Annotated in this window: 20 protein-coding genes and 1 riboswitch; of the genes, 6 read left to right on the forward strand and 14 right to left on the reverse strand. The window is 53.1% G+C overall.

Annotated elements, in window-relative coordinates:
* Window positions 1–328: 328 nt before the first annotated feature.
* From fumC to RGB73_RS29405, 10 genes are all read right to left on the reverse strand, one after another.
* Window positions 329–1,717: a class II fumarate hydratase gene (fumC, locus tag RGB73_RS29360; protein ID WP_310767301.1), complete on the reverse strand. Its 1,389-nt coding sequence runs from the start codon at window positions 1,715–1,717 to the stop codon at window positions 329–331.
* Between the two features lie 122 nt (window positions 1,718–1,839).
* Window positions 1,840–2,517: an MgtC/SapB family protein gene (locus RGB73_RS29365; protein ID WP_310767303.1), complete on the reverse strand. Its 678-nt coding sequence runs from the start codon at window positions 2,515–2,517 to the stop codon at window positions 1,840–1,842.
* Between the two features lie 195 nt (window positions 2,518–2,712).
* On the reverse strand, window positions 2,713–4,074 hold the full coding sequence (locus RGB73_RS29370) for an MATE family efflux transporter (RefSeq protein WP_310767306.1): 1,362 nt from the start codon (window positions 4,072–4,074) through the stop codon (window positions 2,713–2,715).
* 129 nt (window positions 4,075–4,203) lie between these two features.
* Window positions 4,204–5,913 carry an adenine deaminase gene (locus RGB73_RS29375; protein WP_310767309.1) on the reverse strand — a complete coding sequence of 570 codons (1,710 nt, stop codon included), beginning with the start codon at window positions 5,911–5,913 and terminating at the stop codon, window positions 4,204–4,206.
* An 18-nt stretch (window positions 5,914–5,931) separates the two neighbouring features.
* Window positions 5,932–6,993 (reverse strand): ABC transporter ATP-binding protein, encoded by a 1,062-nt coding sequence (locus tag RGB73_RS29380; RefSeq protein ID WP_310767312.1) that lies wholly within the window; start codon window positions 6,991–6,993, stop codon window positions 5,932–5,934.
* A gap of 15 nt (window positions 6,994–7,008) precedes the next feature.
* Entirely contained in the window at window positions 7,009–7,797 is a 789-nt protein-coding gene (locus tag RGB73_RS29385) for an ABC transporter permease (protein WP_310767314.1), read from the reverse strand.
* A 5-nt stretch (window positions 7,798–7,802) separates the two neighbouring features.
* The gene (locus RGB73_RS29390) at window positions 7,803–8,624 is read right to left on the reverse strand and encodes an ABC transporter permease (protein ID WP_310767317.1); all 822 of its coding nucleotides are present in this window, start codon (window positions 8,622–8,624) and stop codon (window positions 7,803–7,805) included.
* Between the two features lie 26 nt (window positions 8,625–8,650).
* Window positions 8,651–9,580, reverse strand: coding sequence for a nucleoside hydrolase (locus RGB73_RS29395; protein ID WP_310767320.1), 930 nt, complete (start codon window positions 9,578–9,580; stop codon window positions 8,651–8,653).
* Between the two features lie 84 nt (window positions 9,581–9,664).
* Window positions 9,665–10,738, reverse strand: a complete 1,074-nt coding sequence (locus RGB73_RS29400; RefSeq protein WP_310767323.1) for an ABC transporter substrate-binding protein — start codon at window positions 10,736–10,738, stop codon at window positions 9,665–9,667.
* 280 nt (window positions 10,739–11,018) lie between these two features.
* On the reverse strand, window positions 11,019–11,375 hold the full coding sequence (locus RGB73_RS29405) for a DUF2294 domain-containing protein (protein WP_310767325.1): 357 nt from the start codon (window positions 11,373–11,375) through the stop codon (window positions 11,019–11,021).
* A 216-nt stretch (window positions 11,376–11,591) separates the two neighbouring features.
* Window positions 11,592–11,695, forward strand: a riboswitch (SAM riboswitch).
* Window positions 11,696–11,854: 159 nt separating this feature from the next.
* Here RGB73_RS29405 and RGB73_RS29410 point away from each other — a divergent pair.
* The 6 genes from RGB73_RS29410 to RGB73_RS29435 all read left to right on the forward strand — a co-directional run bounded on the left by RGB73_RS29410 (window position 11,855) and on the right by RGB73_RS29435 (window position 16,734).
* Window positions 11,855–12,682: a MetQ/NlpA family ABC transporter substrate-binding protein gene (locus RGB73_RS29410; protein WP_310767328.1), complete on the forward strand. Its 828-nt coding sequence runs from the start codon at window positions 11,855–11,857 to the stop codon at window positions 12,680–12,682.
* Between the two features lie 35 nt (window positions 12,683–12,717).
* Window positions 12,718–13,755 (forward strand): methionine ABC transporter ATP-binding protein, encoded by a 1,038-nt coding sequence (locus RGB73_RS29415; RefSeq protein WP_310767331.1) that lies wholly within the window; start codon window positions 12,718–12,720, stop codon window positions 13,753–13,755.
* Entirely contained in the window at window positions 13,755–14,417 is a 663-nt protein-coding gene (locus RGB73_RS29420) for a methionine ABC transporter permease (protein ID WP_310767334.1), read from the forward strand. The genes RGB73_RS29415 and RGB73_RS29420 overlap by 1 nt, the downstream gene beginning before the upstream one ends.
* Window positions 14,418–14,503: 86 nt before the next feature.
* On the forward strand, window positions 14,504–15,880 hold the full coding sequence (locus tag RGB73_RS29425; protein WP_310767337.1) for an FAD-binding oxidoreductase: 1,377 nt from the start codon (window positions 14,504–14,506) through the stop codon (window positions 15,878–15,880).
* 123 nt (window positions 15,881–16,003) lie between these two features.
* Window positions 16,004–16,447, forward strand: a complete 444-nt coding sequence (locus tag RGB73_RS29430) for a hypothetical protein (RefSeq protein WP_310767340.1) — start codon at window positions 16,004–16,006, stop codon at window positions 16,445–16,447.
* Window positions 16,435–16,734 (forward strand): YxcD family protein, encoded by a 300-nt coding sequence (locus RGB73_RS29435; RefSeq protein ID WP_310767342.1) that lies wholly within the window; start codon window positions 16,435–16,437, stop codon window positions 16,732–16,734. The genes RGB73_RS29430 and RGB73_RS29435 overlap by 13 nt, the downstream gene beginning before the upstream one ends.
* Window positions 16,735–16,921: 187 nt before the next feature.
* Here RGB73_RS29435 and RGB73_RS29440 read toward each other — a convergent pair whose 3' ends face one another.
* The 4 genes from RGB73_RS29440 to RGB73_RS29455 form a co-directional block, all read right to left on the reverse strand.
* A complete protein-coding gene (locus RGB73_RS29440; protein ID WP_310767345.1) occupies window positions 16,922–17,902 on the reverse strand; it encodes a siderophore ABC transporter substrate-binding protein in 981 nt (326 codons plus the stop codon).
* A gap of 114 nt (window positions 17,903–18,016) precedes the next feature.
* Window positions 18,017–18,775 (reverse strand): iron ABC transporter ATP-binding protein, encoded by a 759-nt coding sequence (locus RGB73_RS29445; protein WP_310767348.1) that lies wholly within the window; start codon window positions 18,773–18,775, stop codon window positions 18,017–18,019.
* Window positions 18,769–19,713, reverse strand: coding sequence for an iron chelate uptake ABC transporter family permease subunit (locus RGB73_RS29450; RefSeq protein ID WP_310767351.1), 945 nt, complete (start codon window positions 19,711–19,713; stop codon window positions 18,769–18,771). The genes RGB73_RS29445 and RGB73_RS29450 overlap by 7 nt, the downstream gene beginning before the upstream one ends.
* Entirely contained in the window at window positions 19,710–20,663 is a 954-nt protein-coding gene (locus RGB73_RS29455; RefSeq protein WP_310767354.1) for an ABC transporter permease, read from the reverse strand. Before RGB73_RS29455 ends, RGB73_RS29450 begins: the two co-directional genes overlap by 4 nt.
* Between the last annotated feature and the right edge of the window lies 1 nt (window position 20,664).

Consider the following 20,664-nt stretch of genomic DNA (forward strand, 5'->3'; position numbering starts at 1 on the left):
AAGTCTCATTACTATAGCAGAGAAAGGTAAAGAAAACATAAAGAAAGCATTTGGCGCTCCGGCTCCAGTGCCGGGGGCGGAAAAAGGGGAAAACGCTCAAGGCTCTTGGGACACTTGCACGGATGCTTTGGCTGGCCAGCTGCATTCCAAAAGAGGAACGGCGTCCAAAAGCAGCCTTATCAGGAGGAATTGGTGAGGCTCGAGAACAGAGCGGATACCTTCTTTGCCAATTTTTTCTGTGGCACTAAACGACACAAAAACCGCTAGCCTGGCTCCGGCTACCGGTTTTCACGTACGCATTATTCACGGAAACGAAGCTCCCCGTCCCCTACTCTTTCGGGTGGATCATCTGCTCGGGGCGGACGATTTGGTCGAATTGTTCTTCCGTCAGCAGGTTGCTTTTGATGGCGGCTTCTTTGAGGGTGAGGCCTTCCTTGTGGGCGAGCTTGGCGACGGCCGCGGCGTTTTCGTAGCCGATATGCGGATTGAGGGCGGTGACGAGCATCAGGGAGTTGTTCAGGTTTTTCTGGATGACCGGCAGGTTGGGCTCGATGCCGACTGCGCAGTTGTCGTTGAAAGAGTGTATGGCGTCCGACAAGAGTCTGGCCGAGCGCAGGAAGTTGTAGATGATGACCGGCTTGAAGACGTTCAGCTCGAAATTGCCCTGGCTTGCGGCGAAGCCGATCGCCGCGTCGTTGCCCATGACCTGGCAGACGACCATCGTCATGGCTTCGCTCTGGGTCGGGTTCACTTTGCCCGGCATGATCGAGCTGCCCGGCTCGTTGGCAGGGATGACGATCTCTCCGATGCCGCTGCGCGGTCCGCTCGCCAGCCATCTGACGTCGTTGGCGATCTTCATCAGGTCGGCGGCCAGCGCCTTCAAAGCCCCGTGGACAAATATGAGCTCGTCATGGCTGGTCAAGGCATGGAACTTGTTGGCGGCTGTCACGAATTTCTTGTTCGTGAGTCTGCTGATTTCGTCGGCGACCATCTCCCCGAAGCGCGGATGCGCATTGATGCCGGTGCCGACGGCAGTACCTCCGATCGCCAGCTCCCGCAGATGCTCGGCGCTCTGGGCAATCATTTTTTCGCTTTTCGCCAGCATTTGCACCCATCCGCTGATCTCCTGGCCCAGCGTCAGTGGCGTTGCATCCTGCAGGTGCGTTCGGCCGATCTTGATGATGTCCATATACGCCTCGCTTTTTTTCTGAAGCGTCTCCCTCAGGACGGCAATCGCAGGCAACACTTGATCTTCGATGGCAGCAAGGCCCGCCATGTGCATCGCTGTGGGAAACGTGTCGTTGGAGCTCTGCGACTTGTTGACGTCGTCATTGGCGTGCACTCGGGCGGCGCTGCCCTTTTGCTCCAGGAGCTGGTTGGCGCGGTGTGCGATGACTTCGTTGACATTCATGTTGGACTGCGTCCCGCTCCCGGTCTGCCAGACGACCAGCGGAAAATGCTCGTCCCATTTTCCTGCGATGACCTCATCGGCTGCCGCTACGATCGCTTCGGCCTTGTCCGGATCGAGCTTGCCCAGCTTCTGGTTCACCGTCGCCGCACTCTTTTTCAGGATGGCAAACATTCGAATGATCTCCAGCGGCATTCGGTCGCCGCCGATTCTGAAATTCTGATAGCTGCGCTGCGTCTGGGCGCCCCACAGTTTATCGGCGGGCACCTTCATTTCTCCCAAGGTGTCCTTCTCGATTCTGTATTCCATTTCCATCCTCCTTTGTATTGTTTTTTCTATTCTCCACCATTATGATGTCCAGCTTTCCCCTATGCGAAAAGAAAAAGACCCAGGCCATCTCCATTCGGATGCCCGAGTCTCCTCGTTCGCAGCTAGCGGCTCTCCACCTCGACGGAAATCACGTGGTCCACCGATTTGACAGAGGTGTATATATCTGTCGTATACGTGTCCTCGGAAGCGATGATCATCATCTCCAGCTTCTGCTGTCCATTGTCCACGTCCTTGACCTTCACTCGTTTGACCTGCAAATTCAAGTGCTTGATTTGCTTGAACACATCATCCAGATCTCCGGTTCCGTCGACCACGATCTTGACAGACAAGTCCCGCTGGCGCAGCGACCGCGGTCCGATCCACCTGAGGATCAGCGGGAACAGGTTGATCGCCAAAATGATGAGGATGGTAGCGGTGACTGCCTCGAAGTAAAAACCGGCCCCGACGGCAATCCCCAGCCCGGAAGCCGCCCATACCATGGAGGCCGTGGTCAACCCGGAAATGACGTCGTTGCTTCTGCGCAGGATCACGCCTGCTCCGAGAAAACCGACCCCGCTGACGATCTGCGCGGCCAGCCGGAGCGGATCCATATTGGTGTGTCCCGGCAAGGAAAACCGGTGTACGGATTCTATCGATACGATCGTGATCAGGCAGCTCGCCACGGAAATGACCATGCTCGTCTTTACGCCGAGCGGCTTGTGCTTGAGCTGCCTGTCTACCCCGATCAGCAATCCCAAAAAGAGGGCGATGCCCAGCTTCATCAAAAAGTCGTACGTCATCAAACTTCTCCTCCCAACCGTTCACGACATGTCAGCTTTTCTGCCACAGATTAATATATTGAGTATATACGCATCTCCACGAAAATAGGAGACATTTTTTCTCGGGTGGTTCAAGCCTATTGTAAACGCGGCGTCCCCCCTTCATGCAAAAAGCGGAAAACCCCTTCGGTAAGGGATCTCCCGCCTCGCTGTCATTTACTGTGAGTCCTGGATTCTGATCATCTTCTTTTGCAGTCCCAGCAACCGCCCGAACAAAAAGATCGCACCGGCTGCCAGTCCGCTGATGAGGCCAATCCAGTAGCCGAACGCCTCCAGGGAGGTGTACTGCGCCAAGACGTATCCGAGCGGGAGTCCGATCACCCAGTACGAGACGAGCGCTACGACGAAGGGGACAGTCACATCCTTATAGCCTCGCAGGACCCCCTGGATCGGAGCCGCTACTGCATCCGAGATGAGGAACAGGATGGAGTACATCAGGAAATGCTGGGTCAAGCGCAGCACATCCAGATCCGTCGTGTAAAATCCGGCTACCTGTTCGTTGAAAAAGAGCAGCCCTATCCCGAACAGCAGCGCCAAAACGAGTGCAATGCCGATCCCCAGGAAGCTGTATCGCCGGGCGTCGTGGTACCGCTTGGCCCCTACCTCAAAGCCGACCAAAATGGTGAGCGCCATCGAAATGCTCATCGGCACCATGTAAATGAACGACGCGAAGTTCATCGCAGCCTGGTGGGCCGCGATCGTAATCGTGCTGTACTCGCTCATAAACAGCGTCACCGCCGCGAAAATGCTGACCTCGAAAAAGATCGACAAGCCGATGGGCAGCCCCAGCTTGAGCAGCTCCTTCCAGGCCTCCATGGAAATGCGGTAAAACTTCTCAAGCAGTCCGTACTCGACAAAGGGATGCACACGCCGTATGACGAACAGGCTGATAAGCAAAATGCACCAGTACGTGATCGCCGAGGCATACCCCGCCCCTACTCCGCCGAGCCGAGGGAAGCCCAGATTTCCGAAGATGAGCACGTAGTTCAGAAACACGTTGATTGGAAGAGAAAACAGCGTGATGATCATGGTCACGCGGGTCTCCCCGAGCGCATCGATAAAGCAGCGAATGACCGTGTACAAAAACAACGGAATGATCCCGATGGCGATGGCATGCAAAAAATCGCGTGCGATGTCATGCACGCTCGGCTCCAGCTCCATCAAATGGAGAACCGGATTCAGCCCCAGGGCCCCGACAGCCATTACCACAAGGGCAATCGCCAAGGCTACGTACATCGCCTGCATGACCGTAAACGGAACCCGGTCCCTGCGGCCTGCTCCAATCATTTGCGCGACCATCGGTGTAACGGCCATCAGAATTCCCGTCAAGCCTGACTGTACGGGCGTCCAGAGGCTGGAGCCGATCGCCACCCCGGCCAAATCGGTCGGGCTCGCATGCCCAGACATGATCGTATCGAAGAACGTCATAGAGAATAGTGCCAGCTGCGAAATCAATATCGGCAAGAGCACGATGAGGAATTGCCGCCATTTTTCACGTAACGAAAGGGTTTCTTTCATGTTTTTCTTCCTTGCCCCAGCGAATTTTATCCTACATGTAAAAGATTATTATAGCAGGATTTACAGAATCATGAAACAAAAAAGGGCGTCCTTCTGATGGAACCCTCCATCTTTTGGACACCCTTCCCCCTACATCAACAACAGAGGAACGACTTTTCCCGCATTTACATCAATCAGTCCCACATCCGTGATCTTCAACGACGGACTGACCGGAAGCGAATGCGTACTGATCGACATAATCGGGTTGTAGTGGTTGTACCCGAGCGACTCCATCGCGCGACGGAGCTGCTCGACCTCCTTGGCCGTCTTTTCCAGCGGCTCCTCGGTCAAAATGCCCCCGACAGGCAAATGCAGGCTGGCGATGACTTCCCCGTTTTCCACCACGTAAAAGCCGCCCTGGTTCTTGATGACTTCATTCGCAGCGACCATCATATCGTGCGGATTGTGGCCCACGACCAGCAGATTGTGATTGTCGTGCGAGTAGCTCGTCGCTACCGCTCCCCGCTTGATTGTATCGCCGCTGATCAGCCCGTAGCCGCGGTTTCCGTTTTTGCCGTAGCGCTCGAATACCGCGATCAACCCGTAGGGGCTCTCCTGCCAGCAAAGCTGCCCGTCCTTCACCTCGACGATTCCGCGATGGTCCTCGGTAAAGGTGGAGCCGTTCTGGACCAGCATGACCCGGCATGGATAGCGGTTGTCAGGAGCATCGCTGCGGACGTGGAAATCGGCTTCGGTCAGAGGCGCGAGCTGAATGCTCTGATAAAAATGAGCAGGGAATTGACGCGGCATCACCTCTTGGCGGTATTCCTCCCGAGCGTCGTACGCCTTTTTCCCGTTTTTATAGACCTCATCGATCACAAGCTCATGAAGGTCGGACACCAGCAGGAAATCAGCCAGCTTTCCTGGTGCGATCGCTCCCCGGTCGTGCATGTTCATCCTTCTGGCCGGGGTAAACGTACTCGCGTAAATGGCCCGCTCCGGCTCCATCCCCATCCGGATCGCCTTTTTCACCAAATGGTTGAGATGCCCGCGCTTGTATAGCGAGTCCGTCATTACGTCATCCGTGACGAAGCAGAAATGCTCGGAAACGTCGTGCTTGAGCAAATACTCCACGACTTCTTCCGTCATGGACTTTTCCTGAATTTCAAGGAACATGCCCGCCGCGATGCGGGCTTCCATCCCTTCCAACGTCTGGTGCGTATGGTCCGAATCGACTCCGGCGTACAGCATCTGGTGCAATTCCAGATCGAGCAGCTTCGGCACGTGCCCCTCGATGACGAGCTTCGGATACTCTTTGCGGATATGCCGGAGGATCCGGTTCGTTTTGCAGTCCGGGTCGGAGATGACATCGACGTAGTTCATGATTTCTCCCAGGCAGATGATCTCCTCGGAGCCCAGGAGCTCGTCGATGTCCTCGATTTCGACGGCACCGCCCGTCGTTTCCATCGCCGTAGCCGGCACGGAGCTCGGAATCGCGTACTTCATATCGACGACGCACTCGCGGCTTGCCTGAATCATTTCCTTGATCCCTTCGATCCCGAAGACATTGGCCATTTCATGCGGCTCCGGCACAATGGTGGTCACGCCGTTTTGGATCAGGGCGTAGGAAAAGGTCTCAGGAGTCACCATCGAGCTTTCGATATGCAGGTGGATGTCGATGAGGCCGGGAATCATGTAGCGTCCTTGCCCATTCACGACTTCCCCTGCTTCAAAGTCTTCCGTACCGCGTTTTCCGATATAGAGGAAGCGGCCGTCCAATACGGCGACGTTTCCTTCGATGAATTTCTTGAAATAGCTGTTGTAGACGCGCACATCCTGAATCAGCAAATCCACTTTCATGAAAAACCCCTCCTGTTGTTAGTCCACCAACACCATTTTGTCTTTCGGGAACAGCAGATTGACCCTCTGGCCGCTCCGGTAAGGGGTCTCCATCTCTTGATTGACCGTGAAATCTCCCAGATCGGTCTCCACGACATACTGGTAGCTGCGGCCAAGGAATGTGCTGACTTTGATGCTCCCTTGCAAGCGATTATGGTCACGGTCCTGCGGCTCGTCCGTCGTCACGATCAGATCGTCGGGCCGCAGGGCGCATTTTTTGCTGGTCGGATTCACCGTGCCCGGATGGTTGGCCGCGATGAACGAATGATCGCCTACGCGCAGCCCGATCTCCCCTTGCTGCTCGATGCGCTCCCCGAAGGTGATGAAGTTCGTAAAGCCGATAAAGCGGGCGATGAACTCCGTCTTCGGGTATTTGAAGATGGTCGCAGGGTCGTCCAGCTGCTCGATAACCCCCTTGTTCATGATCGCCACCTGATCGGAAATGGAGAAGCATTCCTCCTGATCGTGGGACACGTACACGGTCGTGATGCCCAGCTCCTGCTGGATGCGGCGGATTTCCACCCGCATGTTGATCCGCAGGTTGGCGTCTAGATTGCTGAGCGGCTCGTCGAACAGCAGCAGATCCGGCTCGATGACCAGGGCGCGCGCGATCGCCACCCGTTGTCTCTGCCCCCCGGACAGCTCTTTCGGGAAGCGCTTTTCAAAGCCGTTCAGGCTCACGACATCGAGGATGTCCATGACGCGCTTCTTTACGTCGGCTTCGTTTACTTTGCGCAGGCGCAGACCGAACGCCACGTTGTCATAGACGGACAAATGCGGGAAAAGGGCGTAGCTCTGGAACACGAACCCGAAGTTGCGCTTGTTCACTGGGACTCGCGTATAGTCCTTTCCGTCGAAGAGAAACTTCCCCTCCTTTGCCTCCAGGAAGCCGGCGATCAGGCGCAGGGTCGTCGTCTTTCCGCAGCCGCTCGGTCCCAAAAGGGAGATGAGCTGACCTTTTTCGATTCCCAGGTTGAAGTCTTTCAAAATGTACTGATTGTCGTAGGCAACCGATACGTTTTCCAGCGTGAGCAATGCCATGATTTGATGCCTCCGTTATCGTTTTGTAAAGTAGGAAAGCCCCATGAGACGTTCGATGATGAACATGAATACAGCCGTCAAGATCATGAGCAGCACGGAAATGGCTGCAATCGTCGGATCGAAGTTGTTTTCCACGTACGTCAGCATCTGGATCGGCAGCGTGCTTACCCCAGGTCCCGTCATGAATACAGAGATGTCTACGTTGTTGAACGACTCCAGAAACGCAATCAGGATCGCCGCAATAATCCCGGAACGAATATTCGGCAGAACGACCTTGAAGAACGTCCCCATCCGGCTCGCCCCCAGGCTGAGCGCCGCTTCTTCGACCGCGAAGTCAAAGTTGGACAGGCTGGAAGCGACTACCCGGATAATGAACGGGAGCATGACGACGGTGTGGCCCACGAGCAGTCCCGCGTAAATCGGCAGATCGTACACGACGATTACGTATTTGAGCATCGCAAAGCCCATGACGATACCCGGAATCAACACCGGCGAAATAAAGACCGCGTTCAAGGCAGCCTTTCCCTTGAATTGAAAGCGACTGAGCGCATACGCTGCGGGAATCCCCAGCACCAGCGCCAGAAGATTGCCCAGGAGGGAGACGAAGATGGACGTCTTGAACGTCGTCATAAACATCTCCACGTTGAAAATGTTCTCGTACCAGCGCCAGGAGAAGCCTTGCGGCGGGAACCTCAGCACGGTACTCGGTTCGAACGATGTGAAAGAAATAATGATGAGCGGCCCGAGCAAAAACAGAAACACGAGAAGCGTAAACAGGGCCAGCCCGCGATTTTTCTCCTGCATAGCTTCTACCCCTTCGGATTTAGTTTGGTCGCCAGTTTGTTCATTACAAAAATCACGACAAACGTAATGACGATCATGATCGTGGCAATAACGGAAGCCATGTACCAGTCATTCAAGGTAATGGCGTTTTGGTAAAGGAACGTGGAGATGACCCGCTGTTTGCCGCCCAGCAAAGCCGGCGTCGTGTAAGCGGTCAGGCTGCCTACGAACACGAGGATGCTCCCGATGATCAGTCCCGGCACGCTAAGCGGCACGATGACCTGGCGAAATGCCGTGAACTTGGAGGCGCCCAGACTCTCCGCCGCCTTGATGAGATCAGGGTCGATGTTTTCCATGACGCCGACCAGCGTAATGATGATGAGGGGCAGGAACAGATGGACCAGGCCGATCATCATCGCGGTCGGAGTGTACAGTATGTCCAACGGCTTTTCAAGCAGTCCCAACGAGAGGAGAGAACTGTTCAAAAGCCCCTTTTTTCCGAGAATGATCATCCAGCTGAACGAACGGACGACTGAGCTGGTCAGCAGGGGAAAGATGGCCAGCGCCAGCAGGATGCCTTTTTTGCGCGGCCCCAGCTTGGAGATGTAGTACGCTGCCGGGAACCCGAGCAGAATGCAAACGATCGTGGTCACGATGCTCACTTGCAGGGTAGTCAGTAAAATTTTCAAGAAGTATTGGTCGGTCAAAAACGTAAGGTAGCCCTCCAGGGTAAAGCTACCTTCGTGAAAGAAGGTGGACCCGATCGTCAGCGCGATCGGGATGATCATGAACAGCGTCAAAAACAGCACGCCAGGCAATAGCAGCAAGTAAAGACCCTTTTTTTTCATCCGATTTACTCCTGTTCCCGATATCGTCAGGCTTTCAGGGCGCGGATAAAGCGCTCAAAAAACGCTTCGTCATCCACGGCCAGGCAGACGTTCATATTCGGTTCCATCCCCAGTCGATTCTGGAAATCGCAAACCGTTTGCCCATCACACAGGTCGCTTCTCGTCTCGACATCGACATACAGCTTTTGGGTCGTGACCAGGTCGCGGTCCAAGGCGACTGCCACGGCGAGCGGATCGTGCATCGCGCAAGCCCGCACGCCGTTGCGCTCGAAGTAGCGCTGGAGATAGTCGGCTGTGCTTTGCTTTACGTAACGGCCAATCGGCGTATCGCCCAGCTCGCGGATATGGTCTTCGTTCAACAGGACTTTTCTCGTCACGTCGAGCCCGACGAGCGTCAACTCCGGGAAGCCGGCGTGAAAGACGACCTTGGCCGCTTCCGGATCGACGAACATGTTGTACTCCGCCGTCGGAGTGACGTTCCCATGCTCGCGTACGACACCGCCCATAAAGACCACTTCTTTGACATGGTGCACCAGCTGCGGACATTTTCTTACTGCCAGAGCCAGATTGGTCAAAGGACCGGTCATGATCAAGGTAATTTGGCCAGGCTGCGCCAGCACATTTTCGACGATGAAGTCGGGACCGAAGCCCTTTGCCGGCTGCGTCACGACGGTCGTATCGCGCAAAGCCCCGCCTAAACCGTCCTCGCCATGTACCCGGTGCTCGAAAAACATCGGCCGCAAGAGGGGCTGGCTGGCCCCCGGCACTACGGGAACTTGCCCGCCTATTTGCAGCAAATCGAGAATCTTGCACGTATTTTCCGTCGCTTTGGCGAGAGAAACGTTGCCGTTGACAGTCGTAATCCCGACCAGGTCAAACTCGCCGCTTTTCGCCGCGAGGATAATCCCGAGAGCATCATCGATCCCAGTGTCTACATCCAGAATGACCTTCCGCATGGTGAGTCCGCCTCCTAGCGTCATAAAATGCAACAAGGGTATAACCTCATCGCCTATACCCTTGTTGTTCGATCTGTCCTGTTATTATCCGGTGATTTCGCGGTTCCAACGATCGATCCAAGCTTTGGAGTGCTCATTGACGAATTTCATATCCAGCTTGCGCAGCTTGTTGATGGTCTCTTCGCCGTAGGTCACGCCTTTTGCTTCTTCGTCCGTCAGCTTCACTTCTTTGTTTACCGGAGAATCCACTTTCGCTTTGGCCGTTTTCTCTTGTACTTCCTTGCTCAATTGCCAGTTGATGAATTCTTCCGCCAGCTCTTTGTGCTTGCTGCCTTTGACGATGTTGACGGTGTTCATTACCGCGTAGCCGCCTTCTTCCGGGCTCACGAACTTCGCTTCCGGAACAGCCGCTTGAATGTCTTTGAAGTACATCTCCATGATCGGTCCGGCCGCAATCTCTTCCTGGCTGAACATGTTTACGTATTCCGACGTTTTGTCGTAGTATTTCACAACACCTTTATTGACTTCCTTCATTTTGGAAAAGGCCTGTTCTTCATTGAATTCCTTGCTGCCAGCGGCCTGGGATGCGGCATCCAGCATCATCGGGCCGGTAGTCGAAGTGATGTTCGGGAGAGTCAGCTTGCCCGCCAGCTCCGGGTTCCACAGGTCCTTCCAGCTCTTGATATCCGTCTTGATGACGTTCGGATTGTAGACGATCCCGAACTGCCCGATGGTATAGGCAGGGCCGTAATCCTCGCCCAGCGGAGCTTTGGCGATGTCGTAAATTTTATCGAGGTTCGGGATATGGCTGCGATCGATCTTTTCGAAAGCGCCGCTCTCGATTCCTTGTTGCGCATAGTAGTCCGACAAGTAGATCAAATCCACATCGGAGCTGCCTTGGCGGATTTTATTCAGGCGCTCTGCGTTGTTTCCGATCTCCAGCACGATTTTTACGTTGTGCTCTTTCTCGAATGGCTCGTACACTTCTTTGCGGAAGAAATCTTCAGAAAAGCCCCAAGTAGAAATGACCAGTTTTTCCGGCTCGCCCTTGGCAGCTCCTCCCGCCGCGTTTTCCTTCGGTTGCTCGCTATTGCCGCAACCCGCCAGCGCCAGCGAAATCATAGAAAAAGAAAGTACTCCTGTCAGCCACTTTTTCATTTTGTATTCCTCCATTTTTGGTTTCGGATCGAATGGTTTCCTTTGTTTGACAGTACAACCCTGTTTGCGCCTACTTTTCCACTGGCTTCATCGGCCTATGCGCCATCACACCTTCGAATAGAAATAAATGGAAAAAAAGAAAAGAAAAGCGCCCTTGATTAGAAGTGTGAATTCTAAACAAGAGCACTTTTCTTCGTAAACAAAGAGAAGCGACACCCGTTTTCCATCGCCTTCGGTCTTCCTCTCAGATAGATCCAAGAGGAAAATCCGAACGGCTCTGTCAGGTATTCGTTTGCGGTTCAGCCAAAATGACGTTCGTGATGGCCCATTGCGTAGCCGAGTCGTAATCCCTCAGCACGGCTTCCATGTCGAGGTTGAGTTCTTCCTGCAGACGTTCCCGCAGTTTCTTCTTATAAAGAAGCGACATACGGAAATCGACCTCGAGCTTGAGAGCGGGCGCCTCCCCTTCCAATGCCGCCGACCGCGGAGAACGCCGGTGCTTGGCATAAAAGGTGATGATCTGGTTGTCGATAGTTACTCTCAGGAGGGTTGTCCCAAATCCGAACAACTCCTTGGCTATCTCATTATAGATAGCAGACAGCCTTTTCTTGCTTTCGTTTGTGTCCTGTATAGTCATGACATCACCTGCGAGAGTAAGTATCAGGCTCGTTGATTGTTTTTCATTATACATATGATCCGAGCCTCAATCAAGTAATCATTCGTATTTTGATCAATTTACAAAAATTCAGTCTACATAAATTGATTTTGGAAAAACATTTGACACGCTTAAAAAGGCGCGCTATAATCCAACTAACCAAATCAGAATAAATTGGTTTTAACTGCATACCCACATCTCTTATGAAGAGAGGCGGAGGGACTGGCCCTGTGAAGCCTCGGCAACCTATCTCGTACAGATATGGTGCCAAATCCAGCGGAAGATATTCCGGAAGATAAGAGAGGACAGCGACCGTCTAACCATGACCGTTTCGACCTCTTCTTCTGGAAGAGGTCTTTTTTGTACAGCTGGAACTCGGTATTCCTACGCGGTTTCCTTGCATCCATTCGGTTTTTACTTTTCAAAACATAGATAATCATTTGACAAGGGGAGAAACCATCATGAAAAAATCAGGACTGATTCTTAGCTCACTGCTGCTCGCAGCATCCTTGCTGACTGCTTGCGGCGCCAAACAGGAAGCGGCACCGGCGGCAAACGCTGGCACCGAACAAAAAACCATCAAGGTAGGCGTAACGGGCGGTCCGCACGAAGAAATTTTCAACAAAGTGAAGGAAGTGGCCAAGACCCAAGGCCTCGATGTAGAAGTGGTCGTTTTCAATGACTATGTGCAGCCCAACCAGGCGCTCGATAAAGGGAATCTGGACCTCAACAGCTTTCAGACGATTCCTTTCCTGAACAAATTCAACGAGGACCACAAAACCAAGCTGGTCGAGATCGGCAAAGGCGTTACCTTCCCAATGGGGATTTACTCCACCAAGCACAAGAAGGTGGAAGAGATTCCGGAAGGCGGCGTAGTAGGGATTCAAAACGACCCGACGCAACGCGCTCGAGCTTTGCTGCTCTATCAAGCTGCCGGGCTGATCAAGCTGAAGGATGGCGCGGGTGACAATGCTACCCCGCTCGATATCGTGGAAAACCCGAAAAAGCTGGAGTTCAAAGAATTGGAGGCTCCTTTCCTGGCTCGCTCCCTGAAAAACTTTGAAGCGGCGACGATCAACACCAACTTTGCCATGGAAGCCGGCTATTCTCCGAAAAAAGACGCCATTTTCGCGGAAGGCGCCGACTCGCCGTACGTAAACGTCCTGGTAGCAAAAGAAGAGAACAAGGACAACCCTGCTTTCAAAAAGCTGGTAGACATCTACCGTTCCGAAGAAGTTAAGAAATTCATCGACGAACACTTTGATGGAGCTGTGCTCCCATCCTGGTAAGACACTGACTATCCAACAACAAGGAGACTGGAGAGATGATACAGCTAACCGATATCCATAAGACGTACAAGGTGGGCAACAAGCAGGTCGAGGCGTTGAAGGGCGTGACCCTGAACGTGGAGAGAGGACAAATTTTCGGCGTGATCGGCTTTAGCGGAGCAGGGAAAAGCACCCTGCTTCGCACGATCAACCTCCTCGAAAAACCGTCCGGCGGCACCGTCGTAGTCAACGGTCAGGATATGCTTTCCCTGAAAGAAAAAGAGCTGAGACAAGCGCGCAAAAAGATCGGGATTATCTTTCAGCACTTCAACCTGCTGTCTTCCTATAATGTCTTTGACAACGTAGCCGAGATTTTGCGAATGAACCGCGTACCGAAAGATGTCATCAAGCAAAAGGTGGAGGATCTGCTGCGATTGGTCGGCCTCGAAGACAAGGCCCACTCCTACCCGTCTCAGCTGTCGGGGGGCCAAAAACAGCGTGTCGGCATCGCGCGGGCGCTGGCGACCGATCCGGAGATTCTGCTGTGCGACGAAGCCACTTCGGCTCTCGACCCGCAGACGACCGACTCGATCCTCGAGCTGCTTCTGGACATCAACCGGAAGTTCAATTTGACCATCGTGCTGATCACACATGAGATGCAGGTCATCAAAAAAATCTGCGACCACGTAGCCATCATGGAAAACGGTCTGATCATCGAGCAAGGGACGGTTCTGGACATTTTCAGCAATCCGCAGCAGCCTACGACCCGGAACTTCATCAAAACCATTTTTGATGACAATGTGCCGCATGAAATCCTGTCGAAAATCAAACAGACCGGGCCGTCGGCAAAAATTTTGCGCGTCGCTTTCCGCGGGGATGCTGCCCTCGACCCTGTCCTCGGTACCTTGTCTGCCCGCTTCCCGGTCAGCACCAACCTGCTGTACGGCTCGATCACGTCGATCAAGGGAACGGCCCTGGGCATTTTGCTCCTGCACATTTCCGGTGAGGAAAAGGCGGTGCAGGACGGCATCGCGTTCTTGCGAGAATCGGTGTACAACGTAGAAATCGTGACACGAGAGGAGGGTTCCCGCTAATGGACCGCTTGGCAGAAATGATCCCCGTATTCGGACAGTCTCTGGAAGAAACCGTCATCATGGTCGGCATCTCCCTGTTTGTGGCGACAATCGTCGGCATTCCTTTGGGAATCCTGCTCGTGATCACGCAAGGCAACCACCTGTTCCCGAACAAGTGGATCTACCACACCTTGAACACCGTCATCAACGTCGTTCGCTCTCTTCCTTTCATTATTTTGATGGTAGCCATCATTCCGTTTACGGAGCTGATCGTCGGCACCTCCATCGGGATCGAAGGAGCGATCGTCCCGCTGATCGTGTACACAGCTCCCTACATTTCCCGCCTGATGGAGACGGCCCTGCTGGACGTCGACCGCGGCGTGATCGAGGCGTACCAGGCGATGGGCGCTTCCCGGACGCAGATCATCTTCCGCATCATGCTTCGCGAAGCGCGTCCAGGCATCGTGCTTTGTCTGACCATCGCAACCATAGGCCTGATCGGAGCGACTGCGATGGCGGGTGCGGTCGGGGCAGGCGGATTGGGCGACCTCGCCCTGCGCTACGGCTACCAGCAATGGGACATCGAAGTCATGATCATCACAGTAGTGATCCTGGTCGTGCTCGTCCAGCTGATCCAGTCGCTCGGCAACTGGGCAGCCCGAAAGCTGAAAAAGAGTGCGTAAGCGCGTAAACCTCTAGCCGGCATATGGTTAGAGGTTTTGTGCTATTGTCAAAAGCAAAAGAGTAAAGTGAAATGGAGGCATTCTACATGCGCAGCATCCCCGAAACGCTGTTGGAAGATTTGAAAAAAATCACCGCCGATGACCGTGCTACCGCCAATGAAACCATGCTGCATCAGCACAGCAAGGACGAGTCTCACCATAGCCCCGTGCTGCCGGACGTCGTCGTATTCCCGACTTCCCGGGAAGAGGTAGCGGGCATTTTGAAGTACGCGAACGAACACTCCATCCCTGTCGTCCCCTTTGGCGCGGGCTCCAGCCTGGAGGGCCACTGCATCCCGCTGCAGGGAGGCATTTCCCTCGATTTTCAACAGATGAATCAAATCGTCGAGGTGCGACCGGACGACTTCCTCGTGCGCGTCCAGCCTGGTGTCACCCGCACCCAGCTCAATGCCGCCCTGAAAAAACACGGACTCTTCTTCCCGGTCGATCCCGGTGCAGATGCGACGATCGGGGGCATGACCGCCACCAACGCGAGCGGTACGACCAGCGTCCGCTACGGCATCATGCGCAGCCAGGTGCGGGACCTCGAAGTCGCGCTGGCTGACGGCTCGATCATTCGTACCGGCGGCCTGTCCGCCAAGTCGTCTTCGGGCTACCATCTGACAGGACTGTTTGTCGGATCTGAGGGGACGCTTGGCGCCTTTACGGAAATCACCCTGAAAGTGTACGGCATTCCCGAGACTGTGATCGCCGGACGGGCTGCCTTCCCTACAGTAAAGGCAGCCGTGGATGGGGCCTTGTCGCTGCTTGCGGCCGGTATTGCCATCGCCCGCGTCGAGCTGGTAGACAGCGCCTCGATTCGCCAAGTCAACCTGCACAGCGAAACCGACTATCTGGAGCAGCCCACCTTGTTCCTCGAATTCCACGGCAACGAAGCCGGCCTTTCTCACGACGTATCCTTCGCCCAGGATCTTCTGGCGGAGCATGGCTGCGTGGACTTCCTGGTGGAGACAGACTCCAAAAAGCGCGCCAAGCTGTGGGAAGCCCGTCACAACCTCGCATACGCCTACAAGCACGGCTTCTCCGGAAAAGAAATGATGCTCACAGACGTATGTCTTCCCCTGTCCGAATTGACAGGAGCGGTCGTCTACGCTCGTGAGGTGATTGACCAAAGCGGTCTGGCAGGCGGTGTCCTCGGCCACGTAGGGGACGGCAACTTCCACACGACTCTCATGTTCAACAAGCAGGATCCGGCCGAAGTACAGCTCGCAGAAGAGGTCAATGCCAAAATCGTCGAGTACGCCCTGCAAAAAGGCGGCACCTGCACTGGCGAGCACGGCATCGGCATCGGGAAAAAGAAGTACCTCCAAAAGGAGCATCCGGATACTTTGCCGTGGATGAAGCTCATTAAACAGCAATTTGACCCGAAAAACATCCTGAATCCGGGCAAAATCCTCCCGTAGCCACGTCTCGCTCGTCCCTGCTTCCTATTGTTCACGGTTTGTTTGGTGGTAATTGACCACATATTCGTGTACACTTATTTATGTATATAGGGTCATACCAAAGAGAGGGGCTTCGCGATTCGCATGAAAAAATTACTCATGTTGTTGGTTGCCGTTACACTCGTATTCGCTTCCGGCGGGTATATCGACCACGCCGATGCAAAAGGCTACAAATCCGGTAAAAAAACGTTTAACTCGAACACGGCTCCTACGCATACGCAAACACCAAGCAAGGGCGATTCAAATGTAAACGCTAGTACCAATAAAAGCACGACTACGCCGACCAATACGCCTTCCACAGCTGCTCCAAGCAAGAGCGGCGGCTTCATGAAAGGTCTGCTTGTAGGCGGTCTCGCCGGAATGCTGTTCGGCGGATTGTTTGGCAACATGGGCGCACTGGGAGCGATTTTCGGCTTCTTAATCAACATGCTGGCGATCGTCGCCGTCATCGTCCTGATTCGCAAGATCTTCGTCTACTTTAAAACGCAACGTGAAAAGAAACAGGAATTGAACCCATGGAAAAGATAACGATTTCCGAGCAAGTATTGATCAACGCCATTTGCCTGCACGTGGCGAGCAAGAAGCAGATTCAGCCGCAAGAGGTCGAAGTTGAGCTGATGTGGGATGATGAGTACGGCTTCTCGGCTGAAGTATACGCGCTGGGAAGGAAGCAGGTCTTCATCGAGGTCAATTTGATCGAGGCGATCCGTTACTATCTCGAGACGCAGATGGGACGCAATCCGTATTCCGCAGGCATCGAGCTGGTGCTGGACGAAGAGGAAGGCATCCTTGCCTATGTGACGTACCAAAGCTAAGTCAACCGAAGAGCTAGCTACAAAGAACAGCCAATCCGAATCTATCGGATTGGCTTTCTGCTATTTCTGGCAATCGAAATCCTCGCTGCATGGCGATGGGGGATCCCACCCGACTGAAAGGTCAAATCAAAAAGACCATTCCCAGGAGGCTTACCCAGGAATGGCCCGGCATTTCCAGTCTGACGTTTTATTTCAAGTCAGCCAGCACTTCATCCGCCATGTTGGCTGTCGACACCAGTCCGCCTCCGGAGAGGTACCAGTAGTTTTGGTCGAGGTAGATGATTTGGCCGTTTTTATAGGCTTTCGTATTTTTGATCAAGTCGTTGTCCAGCGTTTTTTGTGCAGGAGCTGCTGCGTCCTTGTTGGTAGCCACCGCAGCCGTGCGGTCTACGACAAACAGATAGTCAGGGTCTTTTTCCACGATGTACTCGAACGAGACGCTTTGTCCGTGAGTGGATACTTCGATATTTTTGTCTACCGGCGCAAATCCGAACACGTCGTGCAGGATGCCGAAGCGGGATCCTGGGCCGTATGCGCTGAGCTTGCCTTCGTTGATCAGAACGATCAAAGCGTTTTTGCCGCTTGCCGTAGCTTTTTCATTCAGCTTTTTGATGGAATCATTGATTTTCGCCAGCTCTTCATCGACTTGCGCTTCTTTGCCAAAGATGGTGCCCAACGTTTTCATATTCTCGGTAAAGGACTCCATGTACTTGGAGGTATCTACGCCCAGGAAGATGGTCGGTGCGATTTTGTTCAGTTCTTCGTAAGCTTCTTGCTGACGGCCGGAAATAAAGATGACATCCGGCTTCATCGCATTGATTTTCTCGAAGTCAGGCTCTTTCAGGCTTCCGACATTCGTGTACTTCGCGTCTTTGAACTTTTCCAGATACGGAGGAATATTGGCTTGCGGTACGCCTGCTACCTCAATGCCCAGTTTGTCCAGGGAATCCAGTACACCGTAGTCAAAGGCGACAACCGTTTTCGGGTTTTTCTTCAGCTTGGCTTCACCCAGTTTGTGCTTGATCGTCAATTCCTCTGATGCTGCAGCGTTGGAAGCGTCTCCGGAAGCTGCCGGTGTCTGAGCCGGCGCTGCGGTGTTCGATCCGCAAGCTGCCGTAAATACCGCCATCAGCACCGCCATGAACAGCATGATCCATTTTTTGTTCATCTTTATCACCTCTATGTAAGAGTAAAGTTATATAAAATTTCCGATGGACCTATCCATCTGGATAATTTTATTGACAGAAAAAGATTCTCATTCTCATGTAAAAAAAGAAGAGCATCAGGCATAGTACACACAGATTTTGTTCTGATCGATGTCCTGAATTTGAATATCCATGTCGTACACGTCTTTCAAGGTTTTGGAGCTGATGATATCCGCGGTCGCCCCTTCTCTTACGACTTTGCCGTCTTTGAGCGCCACGATGTAATCCGAGTAGCACGACGCGAAGTTGATATCGTGGATCACGATCACCACGGTTTTCCCCATCTCGTCCACGAGACGCCGGAGCACTTTCATGATCTGAACCGAGTGCTTCATATCGAGATTGTTCAGAGGCTCATCGAGGAGGATGTACTCCGTATTTTGAGCGACTACCATGGCGATGTAAGCCCGCTGCCTTTGACCGCCGCTGAGCTGGTCCAGGTACTTGTGCTGAATGTCCTCCAGCTCCAGGTAACGGATCGCCTCATCGACGTACTGCCAGTCTTCGCGGGACAAATTCCCTTGAGAATACGGAAAACGTCCAAAGCTCACGAGCTCGCGAATGGTCAATCGGACGGTGATGTGATTGGTCTGCTTCAGGATGGAAATCTTTTTGGCCAGATCCTGGCTTTTGCACTGGCCGATTTCCTTTCCCTCCAGATAAATCTCCCCTTGATCTTTGGTCATCAGACGGCTGATCATGGACAGCAGTGTGCTTTTCCCGGCCCCGTTCGGACCGATAAATGACGTGATTTTTCCCTTGGCGATTTTCAGCGAAACGTTTTCCACGACATTTTTGCCACCATACTGTTTTGAGACATTCCGGATTTCTACCATGATTTATTCTCCTTTAACAGAAGATAGATGAAGTAAACCCCGCCGATGAAGTTCACGATGACACTCAAGGTCGTCGAGAACGTAAACACCCGCTCGACAATCAGCACGCCGCCTACCAGCGAAATAATGCTGATCAGCACGGAGCCGGTTATCAGATACTTGTGCTGGTATGTTTTCATCACTTGGTGAGCCAGATTGGCTACCAGCAATCCCAAGAAAGTGATGGGTCCTACCAACGCGGTGGCGATCGATACCAGGATCGCGATGACGATCAAAAAGCGCTTCACCACAAAATCGTAGGGAATCCCGAGGTTGATCGCCTGATCCCGTCCCAAGGAAAGAACATCGAGGTATTTTATGTACTTCCAGAAGTAAGCGGCCACGCCCAGCACCAGGACTACGCTGATGACAAGAAGATCCGTATTGACATTGTTAAAGCTCGCGAACATCTTGTCTTGGACGACCTGAAATTCATTTGGGTCGATCAACACCTGCATAAAGGTAGAGAGGCTGTTGAACAGCGTCCCAAAAATGATCCCGACCAGCAGCAAAAAGTAGATGTTTTGCCCTTCTCTTTTGAAGAGCCACTTGTACAGCAGCCCGGCAAACAGGACCATCAAAGCAGCTGACAGGAGAAAATTCACATTCTTGTTCATCAGAGTCATATGGGTCGAGCCAAACAAGTACACGACAAAGGTCTGGATGAACAGGTACAGCGAATCCAGCCCGATAATGCTCGGCGTGAGGATCCGGTTATTCGTGATCGTCTGGAATACCATCGTAGAGAAGGCGATAATCCCGCCCGTCAACACAATCGCCAAAATCTTTTTGAATCGTCGCGGCAAAACGTAATCCCAGTTTCCGCCGGCGTCTATCAACATGAATGTCGCTATCAGCGCTATGGCAACGATCGCTAAAATCCATACCTTCGCTTTCATCGGTCATAAGCCTTTCTTCTCATAAGTAGGAAAATGAACATCCCGCTGCCGATTACCCCGACCATCAATCCGATCGATATTTCATACGGGAAGATGATCAGCCGCCCCAATATGTCGCAGCACAAGACGAATACGGCACCGAGCAAAGCCGTGTGAGACAGGCTCTTTTTCAGGTTATCCCCCAGGTACAGCGTCACGATATTGGGAATGATCAACCCTAAAAAGGGAATGGTTCCGACCGTCAGGATCACCACGGAAGTGACCATCGCCACAATGCAAAGCCCGATATTCACGACCTGCTTGTAATTCAGCCCCAGGTTGATGGCGAATTCCTCGCCCATCCCGGCAATGGTGAACTTGTTGGCGAACAGATAAGCGATGATTACCAGCGGGATGCTGACGTACAGAAGTTCATAGCTCCCTTTCATGACGGAAGAAAAATCGCCATGCAGCCACGAAGACATGTTTTGGATGAGATCGTATTTATAAGCGAAAAACGTCGTGATGGAACCGACGATATTCCCGAACATCAAACCCACCAGCGGAATGAAGATGGAATCCTTGAACTTGATCCTGTCGAGAATTTTCATAAACACGAACGTTCCCAACAATGCAAAAACGAACGCCACGAGCATTTTCAACAGCGGGTTCGCATTCGCAAACAGCATCATGGAGACCAGGATGCCGAACCGCACCGAATCCTCCGTACCTGCTGTCGTGGGCGACACGAACTTGTTGCGCGTGAGCTGCTGCATGATCAAGCCCACGATGCTCATGCTGATTCCCGCTATGATGATACTGATCAACCGAGGGATTCTGGCGATCCACATGATCTGCGTCTTTTCTTCCGTGAGATTGAACAGTTCCAGTGGAGAAATGTCCTTCACACCGATAAACAAGGAAGCTATCGACAGCAGGATGAGTGCCACAACCAAATATCTCTTCTTCATC

Origin of the sequence: Brevibacillus brevis (assembly GCF_031583145.1) — a bacterium.
Lineage (GTDB): Bacteria > Bacillota > Bacilli > Brevibacillales > Brevibacillaceae > Brevibacillus > Brevibacillus brevis_E.

Bases quoted from the DNA above. Each gene is read 5' to 3' on its own strand.
- fumC (WP_310767301.1), bottom strand. From the start codon at position 1,717: ATGGAATACAGAATCGAGAAGGACACCTTGGGAGAAATGAAGGTGCCC.
- RGB73_RS29445 (WP_310767348.1), bottom strand. From the start codon at position 18,775: ATGGTAGAAATCCGGAATGTCTCAAAACAGTATGGTGGCAAAAATGTC.
- RGB73_RS29380 (WP_310767312.1), bottom strand. From the start codon at position 6,993: ATGGCATTGCTCACGCTGGAAAACGTATCGGTTGCCTACGACAATCAG.
- RGB73_RS29405 (WP_310767325.1), bottom strand. From the start codon at position 11,375: ATGACTATACAGGACACAAACGAAAGCAAGAAAAGGCTGTCTGCTATC.
- RGB73_RS29365 (WP_310767303.1), bottom strand. From the start codon at position 2,517: ATGACGTACGACTTTTTGATGAAGCTGGGCATCGCCCTCTTTTTGGGA.
- RGB73_RS29395 (WP_310767320.1), bottom strand. From the start codon at position 9,580: ATGCGGAAGGTCATTCTGGATGTAGACACTGGGATCGATGATGCTCTC.
- RGB73_RS29425 (WP_310767337.1), top strand. From the start codon at position 14,504: ATGCGCAGCATCCCCGAAACGCTGTTGGAAGATTTGAAAAAAATCACC.
- RGB73_RS29455 (WP_310767354.1), bottom strand. From the start codon at position 20,663: ATGAAGAAGAGATATTTGGTTGTGGCACTCATCCTGCTGTCGATAGCT.
- RGB73_RS29370 (WP_310767306.1), bottom strand. From the start codon at position 4,074: ATGAAAGAAACCCTTTCGTTACGTGAAAAATGGCGGCAATTCCTCATC.
- RGB73_RS29450 (WP_310767351.1), bottom strand. From the start codon at position 19,713: ATGAAAGCGAAGGTATGGATTTTAGCGATCGTTGCCATAGCGCTGATA.
- RGB73_RS29435 (WP_310767342.1), top strand. From the start codon at position 16,435: ATGGAAAAGATAACGATTTCCGAGCAAGTATTGATCAACGCCATTTGC.
- RGB73_RS29415 (WP_310767331.1), top strand. From the start codon at position 12,718: ATGATACAGCTAACCGATATCCATAAGACGTACAAGGTGGGCAACAAG.
- RGB73_RS29430 (WP_310767340.1), top strand. From the start codon at position 16,004: ATGAAAAAATTACTCATGTTGTTGGTTGCCGTTACACTCGTATTCGCT.
- RGB73_RS29400 (WP_310767323.1), bottom strand. From the start codon at position 10,738: ATGAAAAAGTGGCTGACAGGAGTACTTTCTTTTTCTATGATTTCGCTG.
- RGB73_RS29390 (WP_310767317.1), bottom strand. From the start codon at position 8,624: ATGAAAAAAAAGGGTCTTTACTTGCTGCTATTGCCTGGCGTGCTGTTT.
- RGB73_RS29375 (WP_310767309.1), bottom strand. From the start codon at position 5,913: ATGAAAGTGGATTTGCTGATTCAGGATGTGCGCGTCTACAACAGCTAT.
- RGB73_RS29410 (WP_310767328.1), top strand. From the start codon at position 11,855: ATGAAAAAATCAGGACTGATTCTTAGCTCACTGCTGCTCGCAGCATCC.
- RGB73_RS29440 (WP_310767345.1), bottom strand. From the start codon at position 17,902: ATGAACAAAAAATGGATCATGCTGTTCATGGCGGTGCTGATGGCGGTA.
- RGB73_RS29385 (WP_310767314.1), bottom strand. From the start codon at position 7,797: ATGCAGGAGAAAAATCGCGGGCTGGCCCTGTTTACGCTTCTCGTGTTT.
- RGB73_RS29420 (WP_310767334.1), top strand. From the start codon at position 13,755: ATGGACCGCTTGGCAGAAATGATCCCCGTATTCGGACAGTCTCTGGAA.